The 26,129-nt window shown below is 67.1% G+C and carries 20 protein-coding genes and 1 pseudogene; 17 read left to right on the top strand and 4 right to left on the bottom strand.

The window, feature by feature from the left end; all coding sequences use genetic code 11:
- Positions 1 to 74: 74 nt before the first annotated feature.
- Together PST29_RS17740 and PST29_RS17735 are read right to left on the bottom strand one after the other, a co-directional pair.
- Complete coding sequence (locus PST29_RS17740; RefSeq protein WP_060843899.1) at positions 75 to 1,058, bottom strand: DUF4880 domain-containing protein; 984 nt, start codon at positions 1,056 to 1,058, stop codon at positions 75 to 77.
- On the bottom strand, positions 1,055 to 1,564 hold the full coding sequence (locus PST29_RS17735) for a sigma-70 family RNA polymerase sigma factor (protein WP_060843898.1): 510 nt from the start codon (positions 1,562 to 1,564) through the stop codon (positions 1,055 to 1,057). Before PST29_RS17735 ends, PST29_RS17740 begins: the two co-directional genes overlap by 4 nt.
- Before the next feature lie 168 nt (positions 1,565 to 1,732).
- Here PST29_RS17735 and PST29_RS17730 point away from each other — a divergent pair, with 168 nt between their 5' ends.
- The 10 genes from PST29_RS17730 to PST29_RS17685 all read left to right on the top strand — a co-directional run bounded on the left by PST29_RS17730 (position 1,733) and on the right by PST29_RS17685 (position 13,054).
- Positions 1,733 to 2,692: a MarR family winged helix-turn-helix transcriptional regulator gene (locus tag PST29_RS17730; RefSeq protein ID WP_060843897.1), complete on the top strand. Its 960-nt coding sequence runs from the start codon at positions 1,733 to 1,735 to the stop codon at positions 2,690 to 2,692.
- Positions 2,693 to 2,905: 213 nt separating this feature from the next.
- Entirely contained in the window at positions 2,906 to 3,913 is a 1,008-nt protein-coding gene (locus PST29_RS17725; protein WP_060839796.1) for a zinc-dependent alcohol dehydrogenase family protein, read from the top strand.
- A 270-nt stretch (positions 3,914 to 4,183) separates the two neighbouring features.
- Positions 4,184 to 4,852 carry a GntR family transcriptional regulator gene (locus PST29_RS17720; protein ID WP_060843896.1) on the top strand — a complete coding sequence of 223 codons (669 nt, stop codon included), beginning with the start codon at positions 4,184 to 4,186 and terminating at the stop codon, positions 4,850 to 4,852.
- Positions 4,853 to 4,927: 75 nt separating this feature from the next.
- Positions 4,928 to 5,734, top strand: a complete 807-nt coding sequence (locus PST29_RS17715; RefSeq protein ID WP_060841967.1) for an ABC transporter substrate-binding protein — start codon at positions 4,928 to 4,930, stop codon at positions 5,732 to 5,734.
- Positions 5,735 to 5,746: 12 nt separating this feature from the next.
- Complete coding sequence (locus tag PST29_RS17710; RefSeq protein WP_060839794.1) at positions 5,747 to 6,520, top strand: amino acid ABC transporter permease; 774 nt, start codon at positions 5,747 to 5,749, stop codon at positions 6,518 to 6,520.
- Positions 6,521 to 6,522: 2 nt separating this feature from the next.
- On the top strand, positions 6,523 to 7,302 hold the full coding sequence (locus PST29_RS17705; RefSeq protein ID WP_060839793.1) for an amino acid ABC transporter ATP-binding protein: 780 nt from the start codon (positions 6,523 to 6,525) through the stop codon (positions 7,300 to 7,302).
- A gap of 36 nt (positions 7,303 to 7,338) precedes the next feature.
- Positions 7,339 to 8,949, top strand: coding sequence for a gamma-glutamyltransferase family protein (locus PST29_RS17700; protein ID WP_060843895.1), 1,611 nt, complete (start codon positions 7,339 to 7,341; stop codon positions 8,947 to 8,949).
- Between the two features lie 185 nt (positions 8,950 to 9,134).
- Positions 9,135 to 9,644, top strand: coding sequence for a sigma-70 family RNA polymerase sigma factor (locus tag PST29_RS17695; RefSeq protein ID WP_060843894.1), 510 nt, complete (start codon positions 9,135 to 9,137; stop codon positions 9,642 to 9,644).
- Positions 9,641 to 10,588, top strand: a complete 948-nt coding sequence (locus tag PST29_RS17690; protein WP_060843893.1) for a FecR domain-containing protein — start codon at positions 9,641 to 9,643, stop codon at positions 10,586 to 10,588. Before PST29_RS17695 ends, PST29_RS17690 begins: the two co-directional genes overlap by 4 nt.
- Before the next feature lie 66 nt (positions 10,589 to 10,654).
- Positions 10,655 to 13,054 (top strand): TonB-dependent receptor, encoded by a 2,400-nt coding sequence (locus tag PST29_RS17685; RefSeq protein ID WP_060843892.1) that lies wholly within the window; start codon positions 10,655 to 10,657, stop codon positions 13,052 to 13,054.
- A gap of 82 nt (positions 13,055 to 13,136) precedes the next feature.
- Here PST29_RS17685 and mhpT read toward each other — a convergent pair whose 3' ends face one another.
- Positions 13,137 to 14,348, bottom strand: coding sequence for a 3-(3-hydroxy-phenyl)propionate transporter MhpT (gene mhpT / locus PST29_RS17680; protein ID WP_060843891.1), 1,212 nt, complete (start codon positions 14,346 to 14,348; stop codon positions 13,137 to 13,139).
- 332 nt (positions 14,349 to 14,680) lie between these two features.
- Between mhpT and PST29_RS17675 the strand changes: the two genes are divergently transcribed.
- Positions 14,681 to 16,000: an OprD family porin gene (locus PST29_RS17675; RefSeq protein ID WP_060843890.1), complete on the top strand. Its 1,320-nt coding sequence runs from the start codon at positions 14,681 to 14,683 to the stop codon at positions 15,998 to 16,000.
- Positions 16,001 to 16,021: 21 nt separating this feature from the next.
- Here PST29_RS17675 and PST29_RS17670 read toward each other — a convergent pair whose 3' ends face one another.
- Positions 16,022 to 16,543, bottom strand: a complete 522-nt coding sequence (locus tag PST29_RS17670) for a MarR family winged helix-turn-helix transcriptional regulator (RefSeq protein WP_060839786.1) — start codon at positions 16,541 to 16,543, stop codon at positions 16,022 to 16,024.
- 207 nt (positions 16,544 to 16,750) lie between these two features.
- On the opposite strand from PST29_RS17670, the gene PST29_RS17665 reads away from it, so the two are divergent.
- The 6 genes and pseudogenes from PST29_RS17665 to PST29_RS17640 all read left to right on the top strand — a co-directional run.
- Positions 16,751 to 17,581, top strand: coding sequence for a p-hydroxycinnamoyl CoA hydratase/lyase (locus tag PST29_RS17665; RefSeq protein ID WP_010567568.1), 831 nt, complete (start codon positions 16,751 to 16,753; stop codon positions 17,579 to 17,581).
- Positions 17,582 to 17,686: 105 nt separating this feature from the next.
- Complete coding sequence (locus PST29_RS17660) at positions 17,687 to 19,135, top strand: aldehyde dehydrogenase (protein WP_060843889.1); 1,449 nt, start codon at positions 17,687 to 17,689, stop codon at positions 19,133 to 19,135.
- A 226-nt stretch (positions 19,136 to 19,361) separates the two neighbouring features.
- Positions 19,362 to 21,245: a feruloyl-CoA synthase gene (locus PST29_RS17655; protein ID WP_060845148.1), complete on the top strand. Its 1,884-nt coding sequence runs from the start codon at positions 19,362 to 19,364 to the stop codon at positions 21,243 to 21,245.
- A complete protein-coding gene (locus PST29_RS17650) occupies positions 21,242 to 22,483 on the top strand; it encodes a thiolase family protein (RefSeq protein ID WP_060843888.1) in 1,242 nt (413 codons plus the stop codon). Before PST29_RS17655 ends, PST29_RS17650 begins: the two co-directional genes overlap by 4 nt.
- Before the next feature lie 58 nt (positions 22,484 to 22,541).
- A complete protein-coding gene (locus PST29_RS17645; protein ID WP_060843887.1) occupies positions 22,542 to 24,296 on the top strand; it encodes an acyl-CoA dehydrogenase in 1,755 nt (584 codons plus the stop codon).
- A gap of 515 nt (positions 24,297 to 24,811) precedes the next feature.
- Positions 24,812 to 26,117: pseudogene (locus PST29_RS17640) on the top strand (MFS transporter); the annotation flags it as partial.
- Between the last annotated feature and the right edge of the window lie 12 nt (positions 26,118 to 26,129).

The following is a 26,129-nucleotide window of genomic DNA, read 5'->3' as shown; positions in this document are numbered from 1 at the left end:
TTCCAGCTTCTTCCCTGGTCTTGATGCACGAGATTGAAAAAACTGCCGCCGCTTCGGAAAAAAAACGGAAAAAATCAGCTGGCCTCCACGGTGGCCCAGTAACCCATTACCCGCCGGATGCGAATCGGCAGGGTCTTGGCCAACAGGTCGAGGCTGGCGTCCGGCTGGTCCAGGGAGAACGAGCCGGAGACGCGCAACCCGGCGACCTCGGCGGCGCAGCGCAAGAGGCCCGGGCGATAGCGGTCGAGCTCGGCGATCACCTCGCCCAGGGGCTGGCGCTCGGCGATCAGCAGGCCCTGGGTCCAGGCACTGGCGGTGGCGGGCACTGTGGTCAGGGCGCCGATCCGCTGCTGGTTGATTTCCACTTGCTGGCCCGCGCCCAGGCTCAGCGCGGGGTGCTGGGTGTTACTGAGCGAGCCGCTGCCGGCGAGCACCTGTGCCCGGGTGCCGTGGCTGCCCGGCCAGCCGACGCTGAGGATCAGTTGCGACTGGGGCGCCAGCAGTATCCACGCATCGGCGGTGACGATCCGCAGCGGCGCGGCGTTGCCCAGGGTCAACAGCAGGCGGCCAGTGTTGAGCCGCAGTTGCAGGCCCAGGGGGCTGTGCTGCTGATCGAGGCTGGTGCGGGTGTCCAGTTGCAGGCTGGCGCCCGTGGCCAGTTGCAGTTGGCGGCGCTCGCCGGTGCTGGTGTGGTAGTCGCTGAACAGCTGCGGCAACAGCAGCCGTTCACGCACGCTCCAGCTGCTGGCGGCCACCACGCCGAGGCCGACGATGCCCTTGAGCAGGGTGCGCCGCCCGGGGTGGCTGCGGGCCTGCAGCAGCTGCCGGGCACGGGGCGCGGGCAGGCTGCGGGTGCTGTCACGCAGGTCCTGGCCGATGCCGACCAGACGTTGCCAGGCCAGTTCGTGTTGCCGCTCGGCCCGGCGCCAGGCCAGGCAGGCGGCCTGCTGCTCGGGGTTGCTGATGCCCGATTGCAGCAACACCAGCCACTCCAGAGCCTGGTCCAGGACCTGCTGTTCCACGGCGCCCTGATCGTCCACCGGCTGGAAGGCGTTCATCCCGGGTACACCGCCGCGTAGCAATGGCGGTAGGCCTTGAGCATGGCTTTTTGCACCACGTTGACCGAGAGCTGCAGGCGCTCGGCAATCTGCGGGTAGGTCAGGCCTTCGAGCTGGGACAGCAAGAACACTTCGCGCACCCGGGCGCCCAGGCCATCCAGTACCTGGCCCACGGCGTCCAGGGCTTCGAGCACCAGCAGGCGGGTTTCCGGCGAAGGCTGGTGCTGTGGCTCCAGCTGCGCCAGGGATTCCAGGTAGGCGCGCTCCAGGGCCTGACGGCGGAAATACTGGCCGCACAGGCGGCTGGCCACGGTATTGAGGTAGGCCCGGGGTTCACGCAACAGCGGCAGTTGCTCGCTGCGCAGAATGCGCACGAAGGTGTCCTGCGCCAGGTCCAGGGCCTGGTCCTGGTTGCCGAGCTTGCGCCGCAGCAACTGCACCACCCAGTTGTGATGCTGGACGTAGAGCTCGCCCACGGCGTGCTGTAGCGAAGAATTGGGCACCATCGATAGAGGTTCCGGGACCGAGGCGGGCGAAAAGGGTGTTTATGGTAATGCTTCTCATTAGTGAGCGCTCGAGTTTTTATCGCTGCCGACCAGGGCCCGAGCACATCGGGCTTGTCGGCTATATAGTTGTAAGTTACAACTAAAAAGTCCACGAACGAGGTCACGCTTATGTCGAGCCCATCCGCAGGTTTCATCCCTCAATTGCGCCAGGCTTCCCGGCAGATGGTTCGCGAGCTGGGCTTCATGCACAGCACCCTGGCCGCCACCGACTACCCGCCCTCGGCGGTGCACGCGCTGCTGGAAATCGGCCAGGGCCATGCCTTGACCGCCAGTGACCTAGTGACGCTGCTGGGCCTGGAGAAATCCAGCGTCAGCCGGCTGGTGCGCAAGCTGGTGGAGGCGGGCGAGATCGGCGAACAGGCCGATGCCCAGGATGCCCGCTCGAAGCGGCTGCACCTCACCGCCCAGGGACGCCAGACCCTGGCCGGCATCGACCGTTTTGCCCAGGCCCAGGTGGCCGCGGCCCTGGCGCACCTGAGCGCGGACCAGCAGCTTTGTGCCTCGACAGGCATCGCCGACTACGCCCGGGCATTGCGTGCGGTGCGCCTGGGCGAGACGCCCGAGCCGCCCGAGTGCTGGTCCATCGCCGCTGGCTACCGGCCGGGGGTGATTGGCCGCATTGCCGAAATGCATGCCTGCTACTACGCCGCCCGGGCCGGTTTCGGTCAGCCCTTCGAAAGCCTGGTGGCGGCGGACATGGCCGAGCTGATGGGGCGTTTGCACAACCCGCGCAACCAGGTCTGGGTGGCGCTGCGGGGCGAGCGGATCGTCGGGTCCATCGCCATCGATGGGGAAGGCGAGGGCGGTGAGGCGATCCTGCGTTGCTTCATCCTCGACGATGCTGCCCGCGGTCGCGGGCTGGGCCGGCGACTGCTGGTCGAGGCCCTGGCGTTCTGTGACCAGTGGGGCTTTGCCGCCACCCGCTTGTGGACCTTCAAGGGCCTGGACGCGGCGCGCACGCTGTATGAGCAACACGGCTTCGTATTGGCGCAGGAGCAGGTGGGCGAACAGTGGGGTGCGACGGTGACCGAGCAGTGTTTTGTGCGGGCAAGGGGGGAGGAGCGTTGAAACCCGCTGAGGGTTGTAGCCGCTGCTGAGCTCGCGAAGCTGCGCAAAGGCCCGCAGGGCCTTGCTTGGCAGTCCCGAGTCGAGCCTCCAGCGGCACTGAAAACCTGCGTCTCCTGCGCAGCCGTTCGCAGCCTGCGGCAGCGGCTACAGATCGCCGGTATTGGTGGTAGGGTTAGCCCCCTGGACAATTATCGATCTGTGGAGACCCATTCCATGCAAGCCATCAAGCTCAGCCTGCCGGCATCCCTGGATAACCTGAAAACCGTGGAGCTGGCCGATCCCGGGCAACCCGGCGCCGGGCAGATCCGCGTGCGCCTGCATGCCTGTTCCCTGAATTTCCACGATTACGCCGTGGTCACCGGCGCGCTGCCGACTGCCGATGGGCGGATTCCCATGGCCGACGGTGCCGGGGTGGTGGAAGCGGTGGGCGAGGGCGTCAGCGAGTTCAAGGTCGGCGATGCGGTGGTGTCCTGCTTCTTCCCCCATTGGCACGATGGCGGCCCGGCGATTGCCGATTTCAGCACCACCCCGGGCGATGGCGTCGACGGCTACGCCCGTGAAGTGGTGATCCAGCCCAGCCACTGGTTCACCCACGCACCCCAAGGCTACAGCCACGCCGAAGCCGCGACCCTGACCACCGCCGGCCTGACCGCCTGGCGCGCGCTGGTGGTGGATGGCGCGCTCAAGGCCGGGGACACCGTGCTGGTGCTGGGCACCGGCGGGGTGTCGATCTTCGCCCTGCAACTGGCCAAGGCCATGGGCGCCACGGTGATTGCCACCTCGTCCTCGGACGCCAAGCTGGCCAGGGTCCGCGAACTGGGAGCCGACCACACCATCAACTACCGCACCCAGCCTGAGTGGGGCAACGAAGTGCTCAGGCTCACCGGCGGGCGCGGCGTCGATCACGTGGTGGAAGTCGGCGGCCCGGGCACCTTGCCGCAGTCGATCACGGCCTGCCGCATCGGCGGGCATATCGCCCTGATCGGCGTGCTCACCGGCTGGTCCGGCCCGGTGCCGACGGCGGCGCTGATGGCCAAGCAACAACGCCTGCAGGGCCTGATCGTCGGCAGCCGCCAGCAGCAGATCGAGATGGTCCGTGGCCTGGAAGCCACCGGCATCAAGCCGGTGATCGACAGCACCTTCCCCCTGGCAGAGATCGCCAAGGCCTTCGCCCATGAAGCCTCGGGCGCGCACCTGGGGAAAATCTGCCTGACGTTCTGAGGCGTTGATCGCGGCAACGCCCGGGTGGCTCCGGGGGTTGCCGCAGCCCCGATGGCGCTTGTTACCGGGCGCAACCTGTATGCCCCACTTTGACTCACGGCCTGCGCGTTTTCGTAGCAGCCTGGCCTTGGCCGCGCTCCTGGCACCTTCCTGCTCATCGAGCACTGGTTCGGCAAATCAATGACTTGAGTCCGCTTGCGCAAAGCTGGCACGCATTCTGCTTTTTTGTATCTATGGATAATTGGATACAAAAATACAAAAGGTGCCTCTATGCAATTCGCTCCCGCCTACGTTGACCGCCAGCCGCTGACTGCCGAGGAGGAGGCCTACAACTTTCTCCTGGAGGCGATCTGCGGCGGCCGCTACCGCAAGGGCGACCGGCTGATCGCCGAGGACATCGCCAGCGAGATCGGCATGAGCCGCATGCCGGTGCGCGAAGCCTTTCGCCGCCTCGATGCCCAGGGCCTGGTGACCCTGCGGCCCAATCGCGGGGCGGTGGTCAGCGGCCTGGACATCGAAGAGCTGCACGAAGTGTTCGAGATGCGCAGCGCCCTCGAAGGCCTGGCGGTGCGGGTGGCGGTGGGACGTATCGGCGAGCGCCAGCTGGCGGCCCTGGAACGGCTGCTGGACGAGATGGACGACTACCGCGACGAGAGCGCCGAGTGGGTCAGCCGCCATCGGGCCTTCCATGAATACCTGTGCAGCCTCAGCGGCCGGCCCCGGCTGATGAAGCAGATCTCGGCCCTCTATTCGCTGGTGGAGGCGCCCATGCGCCTGTGGCTGCAACACGGCGAAAAACCCCTCAGCGCCCGCCAGGAGCACGCGGTGATCCTCGATGCGATTCGCGCCGGCGATGCCGAGCATGCCGAAGCGGTGGTGCGCGAGCACATCGAGGGCACGGTGCCGGCGCTGATCCAGTTTCTGCAAACGGAACAATAGAAGCGGGCCCGAGCCCGCCCCTTGTGTTGACTTTGAATCCTGCCCCCGTTGTTCAACGAAGTGGAGTGTCTGGTCATGCATAAACGCCGCGCCTTGCTGGTGGCCGTATCCCTGGGACTCTGTGCACAGTGGGCCGCCGCCGCGCCCCAGGTGCCGGAGCGCCTGCAACAGGTCGACAAGCTCACCTATTGCTCGGGGATGGATTCACCGCCCCTGGTGTCTTTCGACCAAGCCCAGAAGCCCCGCGGGCTGAGCGTCGACCTGGGCCTGGAAATCGCCCGCCGCCTGGGCAACAAGGAGGTGCAATGGCGGGTGATTCCGTTCTCCGGGTTGCTCCCGGCGCTGCTGGCCCGGCAGTGCGACATGATCGTCGACCAACTGTTCGACAAGCCCGAACGGCGCGAAGTGATCGACATCGTCAACTACATGTATTCCAGCCAGTCGGTGGTGGTGCCCAAGGGCAACCCCAAGGCGATCAAGAGCCTGGATGATTTGTCCGGGCGCAAGGTTGCTGTGCTCAATGGCTCGACCATCAAGACCCTGCTGGACGCCCACAACGCCAGCCTCGCCCAGGCTGGCAAGGCACCGATGACACTGGTGGTCTACAACAGCGACACCGATGCTTTCCAGGCCTTGCGTATCCGTCAGGTGGACGCCTACGGCACCACCGTGGAAACCGCCGGCTACTACGCCGCCATGGCCCCGGACCTGTTTCAGGAAGGGGTGCCGGCCTTCAGCCGGATCCTCACCGGCCTGGGCATCCGCAAGGACGATGCGCAGTTGAGCGCCGCGGTGCAGCAGATCATCAACGACATGCGCAGCGACGGCAGCTATGCCCGGTTGCTGAGCCAGTGGCAGGTCAGCAGCGACACCCTGAACTGAGGCAGCGCCGCGATGAATTTCAATTGGGATGTGTTCTGGCAGTACCTGCTGCAACCCAGCGGGGTGTACCTCACCGGGCTCTGGCTGACGTGCGTGATCAGTGTCCTGGGCATGGCGCTGGGCTGTGTCCTGGGGCTGGCGGCGGCGCTGCTGCGCCTGTCGCGCAACCCCTTGCTGCACCTGCCGGTACGTTTTTACGTGTGGCTGATGCGCGGCACGCCGTTGCTGGTGCAGATCGTCTTTCTCTACACCGCCCTGGCGGCTGGCGGGATCTTCCGTTTCGAGGACCTGCAACTGTTCGGCCTGGTGGTGCCGGGCAACATCCAGGCGGCGATCATCGCCCTGGGCCTCAACGAAGGCGCCTACATGGCGGAGATCATCCGCGCCGGGATCGGCGCCGTGGACAAGGGCCAGTACGAGGCCGGGCGTTGCCTGGGCATGACCTTCGCCAAGCTGATGCGGCGCATCGTCCTGCCCCAGGCGTTCCGGGTGATCGTTCCGCCCCTGGGCAACGAGTTCAACGTGATGCTCAAGAACACCACCCTGGTCAGCGTGATCGGCGTGCAGGAGCTGCTGCTGAGCACGCAGATGGTCACTTCGGCGACCTTCCGGGTGTTCGAGCTGTACCTGGTGGTGGCCCTCTACTTCCTGCTGCTGACCACCCTGTGGGGCTTCTTCCAGCGCTGGCTGGAAAAGCGTTTCGGCCAGAGTGACCGACCCGCGCCGCCGGCCGCCGGCCACCGGATGTTCGGGCGCCACACCTTCAAATTGCTGCGGGGACGTTGAACATGGCACACCAGAGTGAAGACCTGATCATCGAGGCCCGGGACCTGCACAAGTCGTTCGGCGCCCTGCAGATCCTCAAGGGCATTTCCCTGTCGGTACGCCGCGGTGAAGTGGTGGTGCTGATCGGCGCCTCGGGCTCGGGCAAGACCACCTTCATCCGCTGTATCAATCTGCTGGAGCAGATCCAGTCCGGGCTGATCCGGGTCAACGGCCGGGCCATGGGCTATCGCGAGCGCGCCGACGGCAGCCTGGTGCGCGATAGCGAGCGCAATATCGCCCGCCAGCGCCGGGACATCGGCATGGTGTTCCAGCGCTTCAACCTGTTTCCCCACATGACGGCCCTGGAAAACATCATCGAGGCGCCGATCCAGGTCCTCGGCGTGCCCCGGGCCGAAGCGGTGGAGCAGGCCCGGGCCTTGCTCGCCCGGGTCGGCCTGGCGGACAAGGCCGGGCACTACCCGTCGATGCTGTCCGGCGGCCAGCAGCAACGGGTGGCCATCGCCCGGGCCCTGGCGATGAAGCCCCAGGCCATGCTCTTCGACGAGCCCACCAGCGCCCTGGACCCGGAAACCGTGGGCGAGGTGCTGCAGGTGATGAAGCAGCTGGCGCAAGAGGGCATGACCATGGTGGTGGTCACCCACGAGATGGGCTTTGCCCGGGAGGTGGCCGACCGGGTGGTGGTGCTCGACCAGGGCGAGCTGATCGAGCAGGGGCCGCCGGAACAGATCTTCAGCCGCCCCAGCCACCCGCGGACCCAAGCCTTTCTCAGCCGCGTGCTGTGATTTTTTGCGGCCTCAACCCTTGCACGAGCCTTTGCCATGCTGAATTTTTCTGCCCATGAGTACCCCTACGCCTCACAACGCCAGAGCGTGTATGCCCGTCGCGGCATGGTCGCCGCGTCCCAGCCCCTGGCCGCCGAGGCCGGGATCGAGATCATGCGTGGCGGTGGCAATGCCATCGACGCCGCGATTGCCAGCGCCGCAGTGCTGACGGTGGTCGAACCCACGGGCTGCGGCCTGGGGGGCGACGCCTTTGCCCTGGTCTGGACCGAGGGCCAGTTGCATGGCCTGAGTGCCAACGGCCAGGCCCCGGCCGCCCTGAGCATCGAGGCGGTGCGGGCCGCCGGGCACGCGCAGATGCCGCTGTATGGCTGGACCCCGGTCACCGTGCCGGGCTGCCCCTCGGCCTGGGCCGAGCTGTCCCGGCGCTTCGGCAAGCTGCCCTTTGCCCAGTTGCTGCAACCGGCCATTGAACTGGCCCGGGACGGTTTCCCCCTGTCGCCGGTGGTTGCCCGGCAATGGCAGATCGCCCTGGAGGAGTTCGCTCCCCACCGCGACCCGCTGCTGCAACCCTGGTTCGACACCTTCCTGATCGACGGCCGCGCGCCCCGGGCCGGGGAGGTGTTTCGCAACCCGGCCCAGGCGCGGACCCTGCAGGAACTGGCGGCCAGCCTGTGCGAGAGCTTCTATCGCGGCGAACTGGCCCAGCGCCTGGACGCCCATTCCCGGGCCACCGGCGGCTACCTGCGGGCCAGTGACCTTGAGGGCTACAGGGCGCAGTGGGTGCAACCGATCAAGGTCGATTACCGCGGCTATCAGGTCTGGGAGATCCCTCCCAGCGGCCAGGGGCTGGTGGCGCTGATGGCGCTGAAGATCCTCGAAGGCTTCGACTTCGACCAGCGTGACAGCCAGCAGACCTGGCACCGCCAGCTGGAGGCGATGAAGCTGGCCTACAGCGACGGCCTGCACCACATCACCGACCCGGCGCACATGCGCGTGGCGGTGGCCGATCTGCTCAGCGACGCCTACAGCGCCCGGCGGCGGGGGCAGATCGCCGAACAGGCGCAACCGCCCAAACCCGGCGACCCCCATGCCAGCGGTACGGTGTACCTGGCCACGGCGGATGCCGAGGGCAACATGGTGTCGTTCATCCAGAGCAACTATCACGGCTTCGGCTCCGGGGTGGTGCTGCCGGACAGCGGCATCGCCCTGCAGAACCGCGGCCAGGAATTCAGCCTCGACCCGGCGCACGCCAACGCCCTGGCGCCGGGCAAGAAGACCTTCCACACCATCATCCCGGGCTTTCTCAGCCAGGCCGGTGTGCCCCTCGGGCCGTTCGGCGTGATGGGCGGCTACATGCAGCCCCAGGGCCATGTGCAGATGGTCATGAACCTGGTGGATTTCGGCCTCAACCCGCAGGCCGCACTGGATGCGCCGCGCTGGCAATGGCTGGGGGACATGCGCGTGGGCATCGAGCAGGGCGCCTCGGGCGATCTGGCCAACGCCCTGGCCCGGCGCGGCCATCAGGTGCAGATCGCCCACGACTCGCTCAACTACGGACGCGGCCAGATCATCCTGCGCGACCCGGTCAGCGGCGTGTTCTGTGGCGGCACTGAGCCCCGGGCGGACTCCCATATTGCGCTGTGGTAGTCGGCTGTAGCGTGGGGACGCCAGGAGGCTGCGCGGCGCCGGTCTGAACCTGGCCAGTGCGCCGATGGGGCATGAGCGGGGCGGGGCACGCCAGGGTCGGGGCAACAAAAGAAGGTGTGCCGGCGAGCGATATTAAATAGAATGAGTCTCATTTGATTTAACGTGCCACGCCGGGTGCCCTTGCCATGAATGACGCCGTACTGCCAACGGAGCACACCTTCGACAACCTGTACCGTGAGCACCGCAGTTGGCTTGAAAGCTGGCTGCGGCGACGCCTGGGCAACGCCTGGGATGCCGCCGACCTGAGCCAGGACACCTTCCTGCGGGTGCTCGGCAGCGCCCAGCCCCTGGCCCAGTTGCAGGAGCCGCGGGCCTACCTGCTGACCGTCGGCAAGCGCTTGCTGATCAACTTCCATCAGCGGCGCAGCCTCGAACAGGCCTACCTCAACGCCCTGGCGACCTTGCCCGAGGCCTGCGTGCCTTCGCCCGAACAGCGCTGGATTGTCCTGCAAGCGCTGCAGGCCCTGGACGAGCTGCTCGATGGCCTGCCCCATCCGGTGCGCCGGGCGTTTCTCTGGAGCCAGCTGGAAGGCCTGGGTTACCGCGAGATTGCCGAGCGCCTGCGGGTGAGCGAGCGCACGGTCAAGCGCTACATGGCCCAAGCCTACGAACACTGCCTGCTGGTGGAGCTGTGACCTCGTCCACCGGCAGCGATCCGCGTCAGGTCGCCCGCGCCGCGGCGCGCTGGCTGGCCTTGCTGGAGTCCGGCAGCGCCAGCGAGAGCGACCAGCAGGGCCTGCAACAATGGCGCGAGCGCTGCGCCAGCCACGAACAGGCCTGGCAGAAAGCCCAACTGTTGCGCCAACGTTTCGCCGAGCTGCCCCCGGCCCTGGCCCTGGCCAGCCTCGACCGCCCGCAAGTGGGACGTCGGGCCCTGCTCAAGCGCGGCCTGGGGGTGGCGCTGCTGGTGCCGAGCGCCTGGTGGCTGAGCCGGCAATTGCCCCTGGAGGCATGGCGCGCCGACCTGCACACCGCCACCGGCGAGCGCAGGCAGCTGTCCCTGGCCGATGGCAGTTTCCTGCAACTCAATACCGCCACGGCGCTGGACCTGGACCTGGCGGCGCGCCGCCTGACCCTGGTGCAGGGCGAGATCGCGCTCAGGGTGCCGGGCCATCCGGCCCTGACCCTGTACACCGACTTCGGCCGGGTGCGGGTCAGCCAGAGCGAAGTCTGCGTGCGCCAGGAGCGCCTCGGCTGTCGGGTCTCGGTGGTCAGCGGCGTGGTCCAGGTGCAGCCCTTGCAGGGGCCGGCCCTGACCCTGCACGGCGGGCAGCAGGTCAGTCTGCAGGCTTCCGGCGCCGGGTTGCCGCAGATCTTTGACAGCGCCATACCCGGTTGGCGCGAAGGGGTGTTGCTGGCCCAGGACCAGCCGCTGGGGGATTTTTTGCGCGAGTTGAGTCGTTACCGCCGCGGCGTGTTGCGCTGGGACCCGGAGTTGGAGGCGCTGCGGGTCACCGGCAGTTTCCGTGTCGAGGACACCGACCGGGTGCTGGCCTTGCTGGCCGCCAGCCTGCCGCTGGAGGTGCAGGCGCGGACGCGTTTCTGGGTCACGCTGCGTTCGCGTAAAAAACTCGCTTGAGGGCTGTCCCCTTTTTTCCAGGTGCCTGTCATTGCAGGTAAGTGAACGAAAAAGAGAGCCTCTTCAATGCCCTGCGTCATGCCTGCTGCTGTGCGTCCCTTGTTGCGTCTGAGTCTGCTGCTGAGCCTGAGCGCCAGCCCGTTGCTGGTTCCCTTGAGCTGGGCCGAGGAGGGTGGCCGCCGCAGCTACCAGGTGCCGGCCGGCAGCCTGGGCGCTGTCCTGACCCGCTTTGCCGGGCTGTCCGGAGTCGATCTGGCGGTGGACCCGCGGCTGGTCGAAGGGCGCAGCAGTCCCGGGCTTTCCGGTGAGTTCGCGGTGCAGGAGGGCTTTGCCCGGCTGCTGCAGGGTTCGGGCCTGCAGTTGCACGCGGTGGGCGAACAGGCCTACACCCTGGCGCCGGTCCCCGAGGCAAGCGGCCTGGCGCTGCCCGCCACCTCGATTCTCGGCAGCGATCTCCCTGTCAGCGGCGAGCCCTATGCCGGGGGCCAGGTGGATCGCAAGGGCGGCCAGGGTCTGCTCGGCGACCGCGATTTCATGGACACCCCGTTCAACCTCACGTCCTACACCGCCGAGGCGCTGAAGAACCAGCAGGCGCGAACCCTGGGCGACGCCGTGGCCAGCGACCCTTCGGTTCGCACCACCAACCCGGCCAGCGGGCGTTTCGAGCAGTTCTCGGTGCGCGGCTTCAGCCTGTTCAACAGTGACGTGTCCTACGGCGGCCTGTACGGGATCCTGCCGACCTACGCCATCGACATGGAAATGGTCGGGCGCCTGGATGTGCTCAAGGGGCCGGGCATGCTGCTGGGCGGGATTGCGCCCCGGGGCAGCGTCGGCGGCGGCATCAACATCGAGCCCAAGCGCGCCGCGGACACCCCCCTGACCGAGTTCACCGCGCTCTATGCGTCCGCCGGGCAGACCGGTGGCGCGGTGGACATCGGCCGGCGCTTTGGCGAGGGCAACCGCTTCGGCCTGCGTTTCAATGGTGTGCGCCAGTCCGGCTACACCGAGTGGGACCACCAGCAGCTCCAGCGCGAAACCGGAGTCATCGGCCTCGACCTGCGTGATGAGCGGCTGCGCCTGTCCCTGGACCTGGGGCACCAGGAACGTCACGCCGACGCGCCGATCGAGCGGGTCGAAGTGGCGGCCACGGCGAAAATGCCCAAGGCCGAAGACATCCGCCACAACATCGCCCAGTCCTGGACCTATGCCCATTCCAAGGACAGCTTCGGCGCGCTGCGTGGCGAGTATGACCTCAGCGATTCATTGATGGTGTACGCCGCCCTGGGGGCGCGCAAAGGCAACTACGACTTTCTGCGCCATGCGGTGCAGGTGACCAACAGCGCCGGCGACTTCACCGTGACCCCGCGCACCTTCCGTCGCGACGAGGACGTCAAGACCGCCGTCATCGGCCTGCGCAGCGGGTTTCAGACCGGGCCGGTCGGGCACAGCGTGAACCTGAGCCTGAACCGCTTCAACATGGATTTCGACAACGCCGGCGAGCGCTACCCGCGCGGTGTCAGCAACCTCTACCGCCCGGTGGAGCTGCCGTTGCCGGGGCGTCCCAATCGCCTCGACACTAGCACCCACACGGAAAACCGCTTCACCAGCCTGGCCCTGGCCGACACCTTGAGCCTTGCCGAGGACCGGGTGCTGCTGACCCTGGGCGCACGCTTGCAGCGGGTCCAGGTCAGCACCTGGAGCGATGGCGTGCGCGAAGAACCGGTGAATGACGAGAAGGCCCTGTCCCCGGCCCTGGGCCTGGTGGTCAAGGTCACCGATCAGCTGTCGCTGTACAGCAACTACATGGAAGGCCTGAGCCAGGGCGCAACCGCCCCGACCACCGCCACCAATGCCAACCAAGTGTTCGCCCCGTATCGCAGCAAACAGGTGGAGGTCGGCGCCAAGTACGACCTGGGCCGTTTCGGCATGAGCGCCAGCCTGTTTCGCATCCAGCAGCCGTCCTATGTCTACGACGAGAACAACAACTACAAGCCCGATGGTCAGTTGCGCAACCAGGGCCTGGAGTTGAATGTCTTCGGCGAGCCCCATGACGGGGTGCGCCTGCTGGGCGGGCTGATGCTGCTCGACAGCGTGCAGACCGAAACCGGCCAGGGCCTGTATGACGGCAATCGCGGCACCGGCTCGCCGGTGGTCAACGCCAACCTTGGCGCCGAATGGGACATCGACAGCCTGCGCGGCCTGACCCTGACCGCGCGGGCGATTCACTCCAGCTCGCAATACCTGGACCCGGCCAACCAGCAGAAAATCCCCGGCTGGGAGCGCTATGACCTGGGGGCGCGCTATGCCTTCGAGCTGGGCAAGAAACCGATCACCCTGCGCGCCAGTGTCGAGAACGTGCTCAACACCGCCTACTGGGCCTCGGCCGCAAGCTCGTCCGACAGCGCGGCGGGGTTGACCTTGTCGACGCCGCGCACCTGGCTGGTGTCGGCGACGGTGGGGTTCTAGGGCCGTCCTCGAACAGTGCGCAGTCGCGGGCCAAGCTTGTTGGCGCGGTTACCGGGAGCCCGGTAACCGCCCTGTGCAAGGTTCAATGCGCAGGCTTGAGCTCGGGCGTGGCGTTGGCCCGGGCGATGACCGTGAGGATCGACAGCGCAGCGATGACCAGCCCTGGCGAGGTGGCCAGCAAAACCCCGGCGGTGCCGGCGCCGGCGGCGAGGATCTGCCCGGCGGCCAGGGGCCCGGCCACCGAGCCCAGGCGGCCGATGGCCACGGCAGCGCCCACGCCGGTGGCACGCACCGCGGTCGGGTAGGAGGGCGGTGCCAGCGCGTAGAGCACCAATTGTGCGGCCATCACGAACAGCCCCGCGGCAAATCCGGCCAGGGCCATGGGCGCAATGCCCTGCGACAGCCCGACCCCGGCCAGCGCCGCCAGCAACCCGGCGTACACGAACAGCACCACCTTGAGCCCGTTGCAGCGGTCCAGCAGCAGGCCGCCGAGCAGCGAGCCGAGGGCGCCGCCGATGTTGAACAGCATCTGCACCAGGCCCGCCTGGGGTTTGCTGAAGCCCTGTTCGAGCAGCAGCGAGGGCAGCCAGTTGAGCAGCATGTACATCACGGTCAGGGTGAAGAAGTAGCTGAGCCACAGGGCCAGCGTGGTGCGCGCGCGACCTGCGCCGAACAGCGCCTGGGCGGTGGAGGCGCGCTGGGTGCCGGCACTGGCGGTGTGTTGGCGAAAGGCACTGGATTCGGGCAGCAACCCGGCCATCAGCGGCACCACCAGCAGCGGCGCCAGGCCGCCGATGATGAAGGTGGTCTGCCAATGTTCGCTGGAGAACATCGCCACCACCGCCGCCAGCGCGCCACCCAGGGGCACGCCGCAGTACATGACGCTGATGGCCGTGCCCCGGCGGCGTTCGCTCACCGCTTCGGCGCACAGGGCGATCAGGTTGGGCAGCGCCGCGCCGAGGCCGAGGCCGGTCATGAAGCGCACCAGCAGCAGGCTCGAATAGCTCTCGACGTAGGCCGTGCACAGCGAGAACAGGCCGAACAGCAGCACCGCGCCGACCAGGATCTTCTTGCGCCCGATACGGTCGGCGACCCAGCCGCCGAAGAACGCCCCGGGCAGCAGGCCGACGATTCCGGCGCTGAACACCCAGCCCATCATCTTCGGATCCAGGGCGAAGCTCTGGCGCAATCCGGCGGCGGCGGTGCCGGCCGCCTGCAGATCGAACCCCTCGATCAGCGCAACGATAAAGCACAAAGCGATGGTCAGCGTCGAACGACGCGATGGACTGTCCATGGGCAAACCTCATTGTTGTTTTTGTTGTGGTGGCCAGTTGGACGCCGGGCCTGAATGCGCCGGCGCTGGTGGCTGGCGATTAAGATAACAAAGATAACTAAAAAATGAACAGCGCCTTGATTTCGGCCAATAAATGCAAATAAAGCCATTTAAATCAGATAGATAAACTATCAATAAGGATTCTCTGTAAAAATAGATAATATTATTAATGTTCGATTATCGGTCATTTGTGGTTGACGTCAGGCTTGGGCTGTTTCCATTCTCTGTCCGCGACGTCGGCTGCCAGGCCCTCGTTCGCCCTCTAAAACAACAACAAAAAATGGACATCGGACATGCCAAATCTCCCCACCAACGCCGTTGCGGCGTCAGCTTCCTGTGTGCCCAGTCTCCCCACGCGGCTGGCTCTGGCCATGCTGGGCTTGAGCCTGTTGTCCGGCCCAGTCCGGGCGGCGGGTTTTATCGACGACAGCCACGGCACCCTGACCTTGCGCAATTACTACCTGGATCGCGACTACAAGGACGATGGGGCGAAGACCGCCGCCCGGGAATGGGCCCAGGGTTTCATCATGAACATGGAGTCGGGGTTCACCGAGGGCAGCGTCGGTTTCGGCCTGGATGTGCGCGGGCTGCTGGGGGTCAAGCTCGACTCCTCGCCGGACCGCAGCGGCACCGAACTGCTGCCGGTGTCGGCCAGCGACAAGCGCGCCGCGGATGAATACTCGCGGCTGGCGCCCACCGCCAAATTGCGCTTTGCCCAGACCACGGTGAAGACCGGCGATGTCTCGATCTTCCTGCCGTTCGCCTTTGCCAGCCCGTCGCGCCTGCTGCCGCAGACCTTTCGCGGCACCACCCTGAGCTCCAGGGACATCGACGGCCTGACCCTCAACACCGGCTACATCGACCGCATCAACAAGCGCGACTCCACCGACTACCAGGCCATGACCATTGCCTCGCCCAACCGGCGTTTCAATGCCACGGCCAGCACCTCGCACCTGGCGTACCTGGGGGGCGACTACCAGGTCAACAAGGACCTCGGCCTGCGCGCCTATCACGCCCAGGTGGCCGACCTCTACCAGCAGGACACCCTGGCCCTGCTGCACAACCTGCCCCTGGGCGATGGCGTGCTGAGCAGCGACCTGCGCAGTTTTTTCAGCCGGGAAGACGGCAGCGCCAAGGCCGGTCGGGTCGACAACCGCAACCTCTCGGCGCTGTTCGGCTACAAGTTCGGCGGGCACCGGGTGAGCCTGGGCTACATGCATTCCAGCGGCGACACGGCCACGCCCTACATCTCCGGCACCGAGTTGATGGGCATGAGCGAGCTGACCATGAGTTCGGACTTTCTCAACGCCAAGGAGCGCACCTGGCAAGCCATCTACGACTATGACTTTGCCGCCTCCGGCCTGCCCGGGCTCAAGAGTCGGCTGCGTTACGTGCGCGGCGACCATATCGAGCTGGCGGCCTTCAACGCCAGCGACCGCAAGGAGCGCGAGTTTCAGATGGAGTTGGGGTACGTGCTGCAGAGCGGTCCGTTGAAGAACCTCGGGCTGGTGGCGCGCAAGTCGATCTATCGCAATGATTTTCCGGCGGGCGCGGCGTTCCGCGATGAAAACCAGACCCGCTTCCTGGTGCTCTACACCTTGCCGATCTGGTAGGCCCGCAAGCACCTTGCCGCCTCAGCGTGCCGGCCCTGTGCCGGCACCTTGGCTTTGGTCCTGGTAAACCTTCTTCAGCAGGCGCAGCAGTTCTTCGCGTTCCTCGCCACTCAAGGCCGAGGTGGCGTCGACGTCGCTTTGCGCGGCGATCTGCTTGAGCTCCTTGAGCAGGGTTTCGCCGGTCTTGCTGAGGAAGATCCCGTAGGAGCGCTTGTCCGGCTTGCAGCGCACCCGTACTGCCAGCGCGCGGCTTTCCAGTTTGTTGAGCAGGGGCACCACTTGCGGCGGCTCGATGGCCAGGGCGCGAGCCAGGTCGGCCTGCATCAGCCCCGGGTTGCTGTCGATGATCGCCAGGGCCGAGAACTGCGCGGGCCGCAGGTCGTGGACCGAGAGCCGGCCGATCAGGTTCTGGAACAGCTTGAGCTGGGCGCGACGCATGGCGTAGCCAATCAGTTCGTCCAGGGCCGAATCCAGCGGCGCCTGGACCTCGGCGTTGGCGGGTGGGGCCTCGCGCGGGTCGGCGAGGGGAGCGGGCTTGGCCATGACAAAAACATCCTGGGTCGGTTAACAAGGCTATCCAGTTTGCCGGGGTCGGCCGCTGATAGCTACGTTTGCCTGTGTTGGCAGGCGTTGCAGAAGGATTTTTCCGCGATGAAGAAAAATGGTTAATCAAATTAATAGTTAATTGACATAACTAATTTTGCGGTTTAATTTCGACCTATCTTCAAGCCAGAACAAGAGAGCATCGCCATGAGCAACTACGAAGGTCGCTGGACAACGGTCAAGGTCGAAATCGAAGAGGGCATTGCCTGGGTCATCCTCAATCGCCCGGAAAAACGCAACGCCATGAGCCCGACCCTGAACCGGGAAATGATCGACGTGCTGGAAACCCTGGAGCAGGACCCGGCCGCCGGCGTGCTGGTGCTGACTGGCGCCGGTGAAGCCTGGACCGCCGGCATGGACCTCAAGGAGTACTTTCGCGAGGTGGATGCCGGCCCGGAGATCCTTCAGGAAAAAATCCGCCGCGAAGCCTCCCAGTGGCAGTGGAAACTGCTGCGCATGTACGCCAAGCCGACCATCGCCATGGTCAACGGCTGGTGCTTCGGTGGCGGCTTCAGCCCGCTGGTGGCCTGCGACCTGGCGATCTGCGCCGATGAGGCAACCTTCGGCCTCTCGGAAATCAACTGGGGCATCCCGCCGGGCAACCTGGTGAGCAAGGCCATGGCCGACACCGTGGGTCATCGCCAGTCGCTGTACTACATCATGACCGGCAAGACCTTTGGCGGGCAGAAAGCCGCCGAGATGGGCCTGGTCAATGAAAGCGTGCCCCTGGCGCAATTGCGTGAAGTCACCATCGAACTGGCGCGCAATCTGCTGGAGAAAAACCCGGTGGTGCTGCGTGCCGCCAAGCATGGCTTCAAGCGTTGCCGCGAGCTGACCTGGGAGCAGAACGAAGACTACCTGTACGCCAAGCTCGATCAGTCGCGCCTTTTGGACACCGAAGGCGGCCGCGAGCAGGGCATGAAGCAGTTTCTTGACGACAAGAGCATCAAGCCCGGCCTGCAGGCGTATAAACGCTGAGCCCGGCCGGCGAACGGCGGGCCCATCCCGCCGTTCGCCATGCCCCTGGCCTTACTGTTACACCGCTGCGCTGCATTCCCGACAAAGACAACAAGAGGAATCACCATGCTGGACGTGCCCCTGCTGATCGGTGGCCAGTCGCGCCCCGCCGGCGACGGTCGAACCTTCGAACGCCGCAACCCGGTGACTGGCGCGGTGGTATCGCGCGTGGCCGCCGCGACCCTGGACGATGCCGACGCCGCCGTGGCCGCGGCCCAGGCCGCATTCCCCGCCTGGGCGGCCCTGGCCCCCAACGAACGCCGCAGCCGCCTGCTCAGGGCCGCCGAGCAATTGCAGGCCCGCAGCGAGGAATTCATCGCCGCCGCCGGCGAGACCGGGGCCATGGCCAACTGGTACGCCTTCAACGTGCGCCTGGCGGCCAACATGCTGCGTGAAGCGGCGTCGATGACCACCCAGATCAACGGCGAAGTCATTCCCTCGGATGTTCCCGGCAGTTTCGCCATGGCCCTGCGCCAACCCTGTGGCGTGGTGCTGGGCATCGCCCCGTGGAACGCCCCGGTGATTCTCGCCACACGGGCCATCGCCATGCCCCTGGCCTGTGGCAACAGCGTGGTGCTCAAGGCTTCCGAACTGAGCCCGGCGGTGCATCGCCTGATCGGCCAGGTGCTGCAGGACGCCGGCCTGGGCGATGGCGTGGTCAACGTCATCAGCAATGCCCCGGCCGATGCCGCGGCGATTGTCGAGCGGCTGATCGCCAACCCGGCGGTGCGCCGGGTCAACTTCACCGGTTCGACCCATGTCGGGCGGATTGTCGGCGAGCTTGCGGCGCGCCACCTCAAGCCGGCCCTGCTGGAGCTGGGCGGCAATGCGCCGTTGCTGGTGCTGGACGATGCCGACCTGGATGCGGCCGTCGCGGCCGCGGCGTTTGGCGCCTACTTCAACCAGGGGCAGATCTGCATGTCCACCGAGCGCCTGATCGTCGATGCCAAGGTGGCCGATGCCTTCGTCGCCAAGCTGGCGGCCAAGGTCGAGAGCCTGCGCGCCGGCGACCCGGCGGCCGCAGAATCGGTGCTCGGTTCGCTGGTGGATGCCAGCGCCGGCACGCGTATCCGGGCACTGATCGACGATGCCCTGGAGCAGGGGGCGCGGCTGGTGGTCGGCGGGCAACTGGACGGCAGCATTCTGCAGCCGACCCTGCTCGACGGCGTCACCTCATCGATGCGCCTGTACCGCGAGGAGTCCTTCGGACCGGTGGCGGTGCTGCTGCGCGGCAGCGGCGATGAAGAGTTGCTGCGTCTGGCCAACGACTCCGAGTTCGGCCTGTCGGCGGCGATTTTCAGCCGCGACACCGGGCGGGCCCTGGCCCTGGCGCAACGGGTCGAGTCGGGCATCTGCCACATCAACGGGCCCACCGTGCACGACGAGGCGCAGATGCCGTTTGGCGGCGTCAAATCCAGCGGCTACGGCAGTTTTGGCGGCAAGGCCTCGATCGAGCACTTCACCCAATTGCGCTGGGTCACCTTGCAGAACGGCCCGCGGCACTACCCGATCTGATCCGTCGCCACGGGCGCGGTGCCCTCTGAACCGGCTTTCGATCTGGCGAACAACGCTTTTTAACGCCGCGTCAGCCAAGCGCAGCAGATCGCAAGCAGGTTCTTGAGCACGCGGCCCGTGTGCAGGCAGGGCATAACAATAACAAGGCCGCAGCCCCCGGCTGCCACGCTTGCCAGCCGTCGCCCTGCGTGCGCGGCGCAGGCGTGCCTTGATGGAGGACATGTACGTGAGTTGCCAATTCAGAGCGCCATCCCCACCCGCGGCCGAGCCGCCGCGTTACCGCCAGGTGTCCATCGGCCGGCCGGCGGTTGCCGTCAGTGAAGAGCAGGGCGTGTTGCACATGCGCTCCCTGGAACCCCTGGCGCCCTTGCCGCAGCGCTTGCTCGATCGCCTGCTGCACTGGGCCCGGGTGCGCCCCGAGCAGACCTTCATTGCCGCCCGCGAGGCCGGCGGCGATTGGCGCCGGGTCAGCTATGGGCAGATGCTCGACAGCGTGCGCGCCATCGCCCAGGGCCTGCTCGGCTACGGCTTGTCCGCCGACAAGCCGCTGGCGCTGCTTTCGGGCAATGACATCGAACACCTGCAACTGGCCCTGGGCGCGATGTACGCCGGGATTCCCTATTGCCCGGTGTCGCCGGCCTATTCGCTGTTGTCCCAGGACTTTGCCAAGCTGCGCCACGTCTGCGACCTGTTGCAGCCGGGGCTGGTGTTTGTCAGCGATGCTGGCGCCTACCAGCGGGCCATCGACGCGGTGCTGCCCCCCGAGACGCCGCTGATCTGCGTGCGTGGCCAGGTGCCGGGGCGACGCCAGGCGAGCTTCGCCAGCCTGCTGGCCGAGCCCGGTGGGGCCGAGGCCGATGCGGCCTTTGCCGCCACCGGGCCGGACAGCATCGCCAAGTTTCTCTTCACCTCGGGCTCGACCAAGCTGCCCAAGGCGGTGATCACCACCCAGCGCATGCTCTGCGCCAATCAGCAGATGCTGTTGCAGACCTTCCCGGTGTTCGGCGAAGAGCCGCCGGTGCTGGTGGACTGGCTGCCCTGGAACCACACCTTCGGTGGTAGCCATAACGTCGGCATCGTGCTCTACAACGGCGGCAGTTTTTATCTGGACGACGGCAAGCCCACGGCCCAGGGCTTCGCCGAGACCTTGCGCAACCTCAAGGAGATTTCCCCCACCGCCTACCTGACCGTGCCCAAGGGTTGGGAGGAGCTGGTCAACGCCCTGGAGCAGGACGCCGAGCTGCGCGAGTGTTTTTTCAAGCGCATGAGCCTGTTTTTCTTCGCCGCCGCCGGGCTGTCGCAAAGTGTCTGGGACCGTCTCGACCGGGTCGCCGAGCAGCATTGCGGCGAACGCATCCGCATGATGGCCGGGCTCGGCATGACCGAGGCCGCGCCTTCCTGCACCTTCACCACCGGGCCGCTGTCGATGGCCGGCTACATCGGCCTGCCGGCGCCGGGGTGCGAAGTGCGCCTGGTGCCGGTGGACGGCAAGCTCGAGGGGCGCTTTCGCGGGCCGCACATCATGCCCGGCTACTGGCGCGCGGCACAGCAGACCGCCGAAGTGTTCGACGCCCAGGGCTACTATTGCTCGGGGGATGCACTCAAGCTCGCCGACCCCCAGGACCCGCAGTTGGGGCTGATGTTCGACGGGCGCATCGCCGAGGATTTCAAGTTGTCGTCCGGGGTCTTTGTCAGTGTCGGCCCGCTGCGCAATCGCGCGGTGCTCGAAGGCTCGCCCTATGTCCAGGACCTGGTGGTGGCCGCCCCGGACCGCGAGTGCCTGGGGGCCCTGGTGTTCCCGCGCCTGTATGAATGCCGGCGGCTGGCGGCGCTGGGCGCCGAGGCCAGCGATGCCCAGGTGCTGGCCAGCGTGCCGGTGCGCCAGTGGTTCGGCGACTGGTTGCAGCGCCTGAACCGCGAGGCCAGCGGCAACGCCAGCCGCCTGGAGTGGATCGCCCTGCAGGTGGAGCCGGCGTCCATCGACCGCGGGGAAATCACCGACAAGGGCTCGATCAACCAGCGCGCGGTGTTGCAGTGGCGCGCCGAGCAGGTCGAGGACCTGTATCGCGGCCGCGAACCGTCGATCCTGCGCGCCGAGCCCAAGCCATGAACGGCGCCGGGCAGTACAGCGAGTTTGCCGATGTGGCGATCCTTGAGGCGTTGCGCACGCCCTGGGTCGACCTTGGCGGGGACCTGGCGGAGATCTCGCCGATCGATCTGGGGATCAAGGTCGGCCGCGAGGTACTGCAGCGCGCCGGCATCGATGCCCGGGCGGTGGACAGCGTGCTGGCCGGCTCCATGGCCCAGGCCAGTTTCGACGCCTACCTGCTGCCCCGGCACATCGGCCTGTACAGCGGCGTCGGGCAAGCGGTGCCGGCCCTGGGGGTGCAGCGCATCTGCGCCACCGGTTTCGAGCTGTTGCGCCAGGCGGCCGAGCAGCTGCGGGGCGAGGTGCAACTGGCGTTGTGCGTGGCCAGTGAATCGATGTCGCGCAACCCGATTGCCGCCTACACCCATCGCGGCGGCTTTCGCCTGGGGGCGGCAGTGCAGTTCAAGGATTTCTTATGGGAGGCGCTGTACGACCCGGCGCCGGGGCTGGACATGATCGCCACCGCCGACAATCTGGCGCGGCGTTATGGCCTGACCCGCGAAGCCGTGGACGGCTATGCCTGCGCCAGCCATCAGCGGGCCCTGGCGGCGCAGCAGGCGGGCTGGTTCGCGCCGGAAATCGTCGCCGTAAGCCAGCAGGCCTTCGAGCTCGACGGCTATCGACCGCGCGGCATTCGCCTGCCACGGGGTGTCGAGACGGTCAGCCAGGACAGTCATCCGCGCCCTGGTGAGCTGTTTGCCCTGGCGCGCTTGCGGACGATCCACGAGGGCGGGGTGCAGACCGCCGGCAACAGTTGCGCGGTGGTCGATGGCGCGGCGGCGGCCCTGGTCGGGCGGGCGTCGGCCTGCAGCACGACGCCCCTGGCGCTGTTGCGGGCCAGCGCGGTGGTCGGGGTGGCGCCGGAGTGCATGGGCATCGGTCCGGCCCCGGCGATCCGCCTGCTCCTGCAGCGCAGCGGCCTGGGCCTGGAGCAGATCGGTCGCCTTGAAATCAACGAGGCTCAGGCGGCCCAGGTGCTGGCCGTGGCCCGGGAGCTGGAGCTGGACAGTGACTGCGTGAATGCCCGGGGCGGCTCCCTGGCTCTGGGGCACCCCCTGGCCGCCAGCGGCCTGCGCCTGGTGCTGACCCTGGCCCGGCAACTGCGCGAGCACAACCTGCGCTACGGAATCGCCGCCGCCTGCGTGGGAGGCGGCCAGGGCATGGCGCTGCTGATCGAAAACCCGGCCTGGCGCGGCTGAGCCCGACCGGCCCGCGCCCCTGGCGGGTCATTCTATTTCTACTCGATGAGGTGTCCCCATGTGGAGCTACCAGGCGCCGCTGCGCGATATGCAATTTGTCCTTGAGCACTGGCTGGAGGCCCCCGACGCGTGGCGTCGCAGCCCGGCGTTCGAGGCGCTGGACCTGCCCCTGGCGCTGCAGGTGCTGGAGCAGGCCGGGCGTTTCAGCCAGGACGTGCTGGCGCCGCTGAACGCCAGCGGCGATCGCCAGGGCTGCCGGTGGGCGGACGGGCAGGTCAGCACCCCGCAGGGGTTTGCCGAGGCCTACCGGGCCTATGTCGAGGGCGGCTGGCCGGCCCTGGCTTGCGCCGAAGCCCTGGGTGGCCAGGGCCTGCCGCAACTGCTGGACGCGGCGCTGCAAGAGATGCTCTATGCCAGCAACCACGCCTGGGCCATGTACACCGGCATCGCCCACGGCGCCTACCTGTGCCTCAAGACCCACGGCGCGCCCTGGCTCCAGGAGCGCTACCTGCCCGAGATCATCAGCGGCGCAAGCCTGCCCACCATGTGCCTGACCGAGCCCCAGGCCGGCAGTGATGTCGGCCTGTTGCGCTGTCGCGCCGAGCCCCAGGCCGACGGCAGCTATCGCCTCAGCGGCAGCAAGCTGTTCATTTCCGGCGGCGAGCATGACCTCACCGACAACATCCTGCATTTGGTGCTGGCCCGGCTGCCGGGCGCGCCGGAGGGCAGCCGCGGGATCTCGCTGTTCCTGGTGCCCAAGCGCCTGGAGCGGGGCCAGGGCAACGGCGTGCGCTGCGACGGCATCGAACACAAGATGGGGATCAAGGGCAGCGCCACCTGTTCCCTGGTGTTCGAGGCGGCCCAGGGCTGGCTGGTGGGCGAGGCCCATCGCGGCCTGGCGGCGATGTTCGTGATGATGAATTCGGCGCGCCTGCACGTGGGCCTGCAAGGCCTGGGGCATGTCGAAGCGGCGTGGCAGAACGCCCGTGACTACGCCGGCGAACGCCAGCAGATGCGTGCGCCGTTGCGCCCCGCCGGGGTCGCCGCCCAGGCCGCCGACCCGATTCGCTACCACCCGGCCATGCGCCGCGTGCTGCTGGAATTGCGCGCCACCAGCGAAGGCCTGCGGGCCATCGGCTACTGGGTCGCGCACTTGCTGGATCAGGCTGAGCATCACCCTGAACCCCAGGTCCGGCGCCAGGCCGATCAGCTGGCGCAACTGCTGACGCCGATCATCAAGGCGTTCTTTACCGAGCAGGGCTTTCGTCAGGCCAGCAACGCCTTGCAGGTCTTCGGAGGCTACGGCTACGTCGCCGAGTTCGCCATCGAGCAGACCCTGCGCGACAGCCGCATCGCCATGATCTACGAAGGCAGCAACGAGATTCAGGCCAACGACCTGCTGTTGCGCAAGGTGCTGGGGGATGGCGGGCAGGGCTTCGCGCTGTTGCTTGAGCAATTGCGCGATGAGGCCGGGCACAGCGCCCAGGTGCCCGAGTGCGCGGGGTTCGCCCGGTCGTTGGCGGATCTGGCCGAGGCGTTGCAGGCACTGGTGGCCCAGGTGCAGCAGTGGGCGCTGGAGGATGCCGAGTACCCGTATCGCGCGGCCGGGGATTTTCTGGCGTTGTGTGGCCTGAGCCTGCTGGCGCTGGCCTGGACCCGGGCGGCACGGGTGTCGCGCAGGCTGCCCGAGGGCGACCCGCTGCGTGGGGCCAAGCTGGAGACGGCGGGGTTCTTTTTCAGCTACCTGTTGCCCCAGGTCGAACCGCGGATGACGGCGGTACGCAGCGCCCGGGCAGGGTTGGCCTTTATCTGAGGTGAAGCAGGCTATTGGATCCAATTAAGGGGGCAAACCTTGTGGCGAGGGAGCTTGCTCCCGCTGGGGTGCGCAGCGCCCCCATCGCTGGCCGGCGAGCGTTTCCAGGCCTACCACACCCGCAGGCTGTGCGATGGCTCTGCCATCGAACGGGAGCAAGCTCCCTCGCCACCTGCTTGGTTGGCCGATAATCGCCCGCTAATCCCGGCGCCGTGTCGGGCACCTAAGCGTTTGATCCTTATGGAAATTGACCCCGTCCATGGCTGGCCAAGGGGTTTTTGAACAGCCTTTTCAGCCCGCTTATCCCTTGCTAATGGATCCATTAAGCGCTTTATTGGCGACCTGGCGATGGCAGGAGCCCTCCTGACCGTCCGCAATAAAAACAACAAAAAGGGTTTCGTCATGAATGTCTTTTCGACGGCGTGCAGCCACCTGGCTGGCGCGCGCTGGCTGTCTGTGTGCACAGGTTCGCTGGGTGTTGCGCTTCGGCTCGTGGCCGAACGGCAGGTGCGGCCATGAACGGTGATCTCAAGCAACGGCTCGATCAGGGGCCGATGGGGGCGTTCCAGTGCCTGGCGATCGGTATCTGCATCGTCCTCAACATGATCGACGGCTTCGATGTGCTGGTGATGGCCTTCACCGCCGCCTCGGTGTCCGCCGAGTGGCAACTCAACGGCGCGCAGATCGGCCTGCTGCTCAGTGCCGGGTTGTTCGGCATGGCCGGCGGTTCGCTGTTTATCGCGCCCTGGGCCGATCGTTTCGGGCGCCGGCCGCTGATTCTGGGGTGCCTGTTGCTGTCCGGTGTCGGCATGCTGCTTTCGGCCACCAGCCAGAGTCCGTTGCAACTGGCGTTGTTGCGCGGCCTGACCGGCTTGGGCATCGGCGGCATCCTGGCCAGCAGCAACGTGATCGCCGCCGAATACGCCAGCCGCCGCTGGCGGGGGCTGGCGGTGAGCCTGCAATCCACCGGCTATGCCCTGGGGGCGACCCTGGGCGGCTTGCTGGCGGTGTGGCTGCTGAGCCATTGGGGCTGGCGCTCGGTGTTTGTGTTTGGCGGCGTCGTCACCTTGCTGGTGATCCCCCTGGTGCTGCTCTGGCTCCCCGAATCCCTGGACTTTCTCCTGGCCCGGCGCCCGGCCGATGCGTTGCCGCGGGTCAATCGCCTGGCCCAGCGCCTGGGGTACCCGACGCTGGCGCGGCTGCCCGCGGCGGCGCTGCGCGAGGAGGGCGCCGGCAGCGGCTTCGGCCAGCTGTTCGCCGGGCCGATGCGGCGCACCACGCTGCTGATCTGGCTGCTGTTTTTCCTGGTGATGTTCGGCTTCTACTTCGTCATGAGCTGGACCCCGAAACTGCTGGTGGCCGCCGGGCTTTCGGCGCAGCAGGGGATCACCGGCGGGGTGCTGCTGAGTGTCGGCGGGATCTTCGGCGCGGCGCTGATCGGCGGCTTGTCTTCGCGCTGGCCGCTGACCCGGGTGCTGTCGCTGTTCATGCTGGTGACCGCCGGGCTCCTGGTGCTGTTTGTCGGCAGCGCCTCGTCGATTGCCGCAGCCCTGGGCCTGGGGTTGCTGATCGGGCTGTTCGCCAACGGCTGCGTGGCCGGGCTGTATGCCTTGTCGCCGGTGGTCTACGACGCTTCGGTGCGGGCTACCGGAGTGGGCTGGGGGATCGGCATCGGGCGCATCGGCGCGATTGTCTCGCCGACGGTGGCCGGGGTGCTGCTGGATGCCGGCTGGCAGCCGCTGCACCTGTACGGGGTGTTTGCCGTGGTCTTCGTGCTGGCGGCGGCTTGCCTGTTGCTGCTGCGCCCGGCGCCGCCGCAGGCGCAAGCGGCCC

The organism is Pseudomonas sp. St29, from assembly GCF_001547915.1.
In the GTDB taxonomy this organism is placed as follows: domain Bacteria; phylum Pseudomonadota; class Gammaproteobacteria; order Pseudomonadales; family Pseudomonadaceae; genus Aquipseudomonas.
This window is presented reverse-complemented; position numbering and strand designations above follow the sequence as displayed.

Excerpts from the sequence above, each read along its gene's own strand:
- PST29_RS17675 (WP_060843890.1), top strand. The coding sequence starts at position 14,681 with ATGCCAAATCTCCCCACCAACGCCGTTGCGGCGTCAGCTTCCTGTGTG.
- PST29_RS17715 (WP_060841967.1), top strand. The coding sequence starts at position 4,928 with ATGCATAAACGCCGCGCCTTGCTGGTGGCCGTATCCCTGGGACTCTGT.
- PST29_RS17705 (WP_060839793.1), top strand. The coding sequence starts at position 6,523 with ATGGCACACCAGAGTGAAGACCTGATCATCGAGGCCCGGGACCTGCAC.
- PST29_RS17695 (WP_060843894.1), top strand. The coding sequence starts at position 9,135 with ATGAATGACGCCGTACTGCCAACGGAGCACACCTTCGACAACCTGTAC.
- PST29_RS17685 (WP_060843892.1), top strand. The coding sequence starts at position 10,655 with ATGCCCTGCGTCATGCCTGCTGCTGTGCGTCCCTTGTTGCGTCTGAGT.
- mhpT (WP_060843891.1), bottom strand. The coding sequence starts at position 14,348 with ATGGACAGTCCATCGCGTCGTTCGACGCTGACCATCGCTTTGTGCTTT.
- PST29_RS17700 (WP_060843895.1), top strand. The coding sequence starts at position 7,339 with ATGCTGAATTTTTCTGCCCATGAGTACCCCTACGCCTCACAACGCCAG.
- PST29_RS17650 (WP_060843888.1), top strand. The coding sequence starts at position 21,242 with ATGAACGGCGCCGGGCAGTACAGCGAGTTTGCCGATGTGGCGATCCTT.
- PST29_RS17670 (WP_060839786.1), bottom strand. The coding sequence starts at position 16,543 with ATGGCCAAGCCCGCTCCCCTCGCCGACCCGCGCGAGGCCCCACCCGCC.
- PST29_RS17730 (WP_060843897.1), top strand. The coding sequence starts at position 1,733 with ATGTCGAGCCCATCCGCAGGTTTCATCCCTCAATTGCGCCAGGCTTCC.
- PST29_RS17645 (WP_060843887.1), top strand. The coding sequence starts at position 22,542 with ATGTGGAGCTACCAGGCGCCGCTGCGCGATATGCAATTTGTCCTTGAG.
- PST29_RS17725 (WP_060839796.1), top strand. The coding sequence starts at position 2,906 with ATGCAAGCCATCAAGCTCAGCCTGCCGGCATCCCTGGATAACCTGAAA.
- PST29_RS17660 (WP_060843889.1), top strand. The coding sequence starts at position 17,687 with ATGCTGGACGTGCCCCTGCTGATCGGTGGCCAGTCGCGCCCCGCCGGC.
- PST29_RS17740 (WP_060843899.1), bottom strand. The coding sequence starts at position 1,058 with ATGAACGCCTTCCAGCCGGTGGACGATCAGGGCGCCGTGGAACAGCAG.
- PST29_RS17735 (WP_060843898.1), bottom strand. The coding sequence starts at position 1,564 with ATGGTGCCCAATTCTTCGCTACAGCACGCCGTGGGCGAGCTCTACGTC.
- PST29_RS17710 (WP_060839794.1), top strand. The coding sequence starts at position 5,747 with ATGAATTTCAATTGGGATGTGTTCTGGCAGTACCTGCTGCAACCCAGC.
- PST29_RS17665 (WP_010567568.1), top strand. The coding sequence starts at position 16,751 with ATGAGCAACTACGAAGGTCGCTGGACAACGGTCAAGGTCGAAATCGAA.
- PST29_RS17720 (WP_060843896.1), top strand. The coding sequence starts at position 4,184 with ATGCAATTCGCTCCCGCCTACGTTGACCGCCAGCCGCTGACTGCCGAG.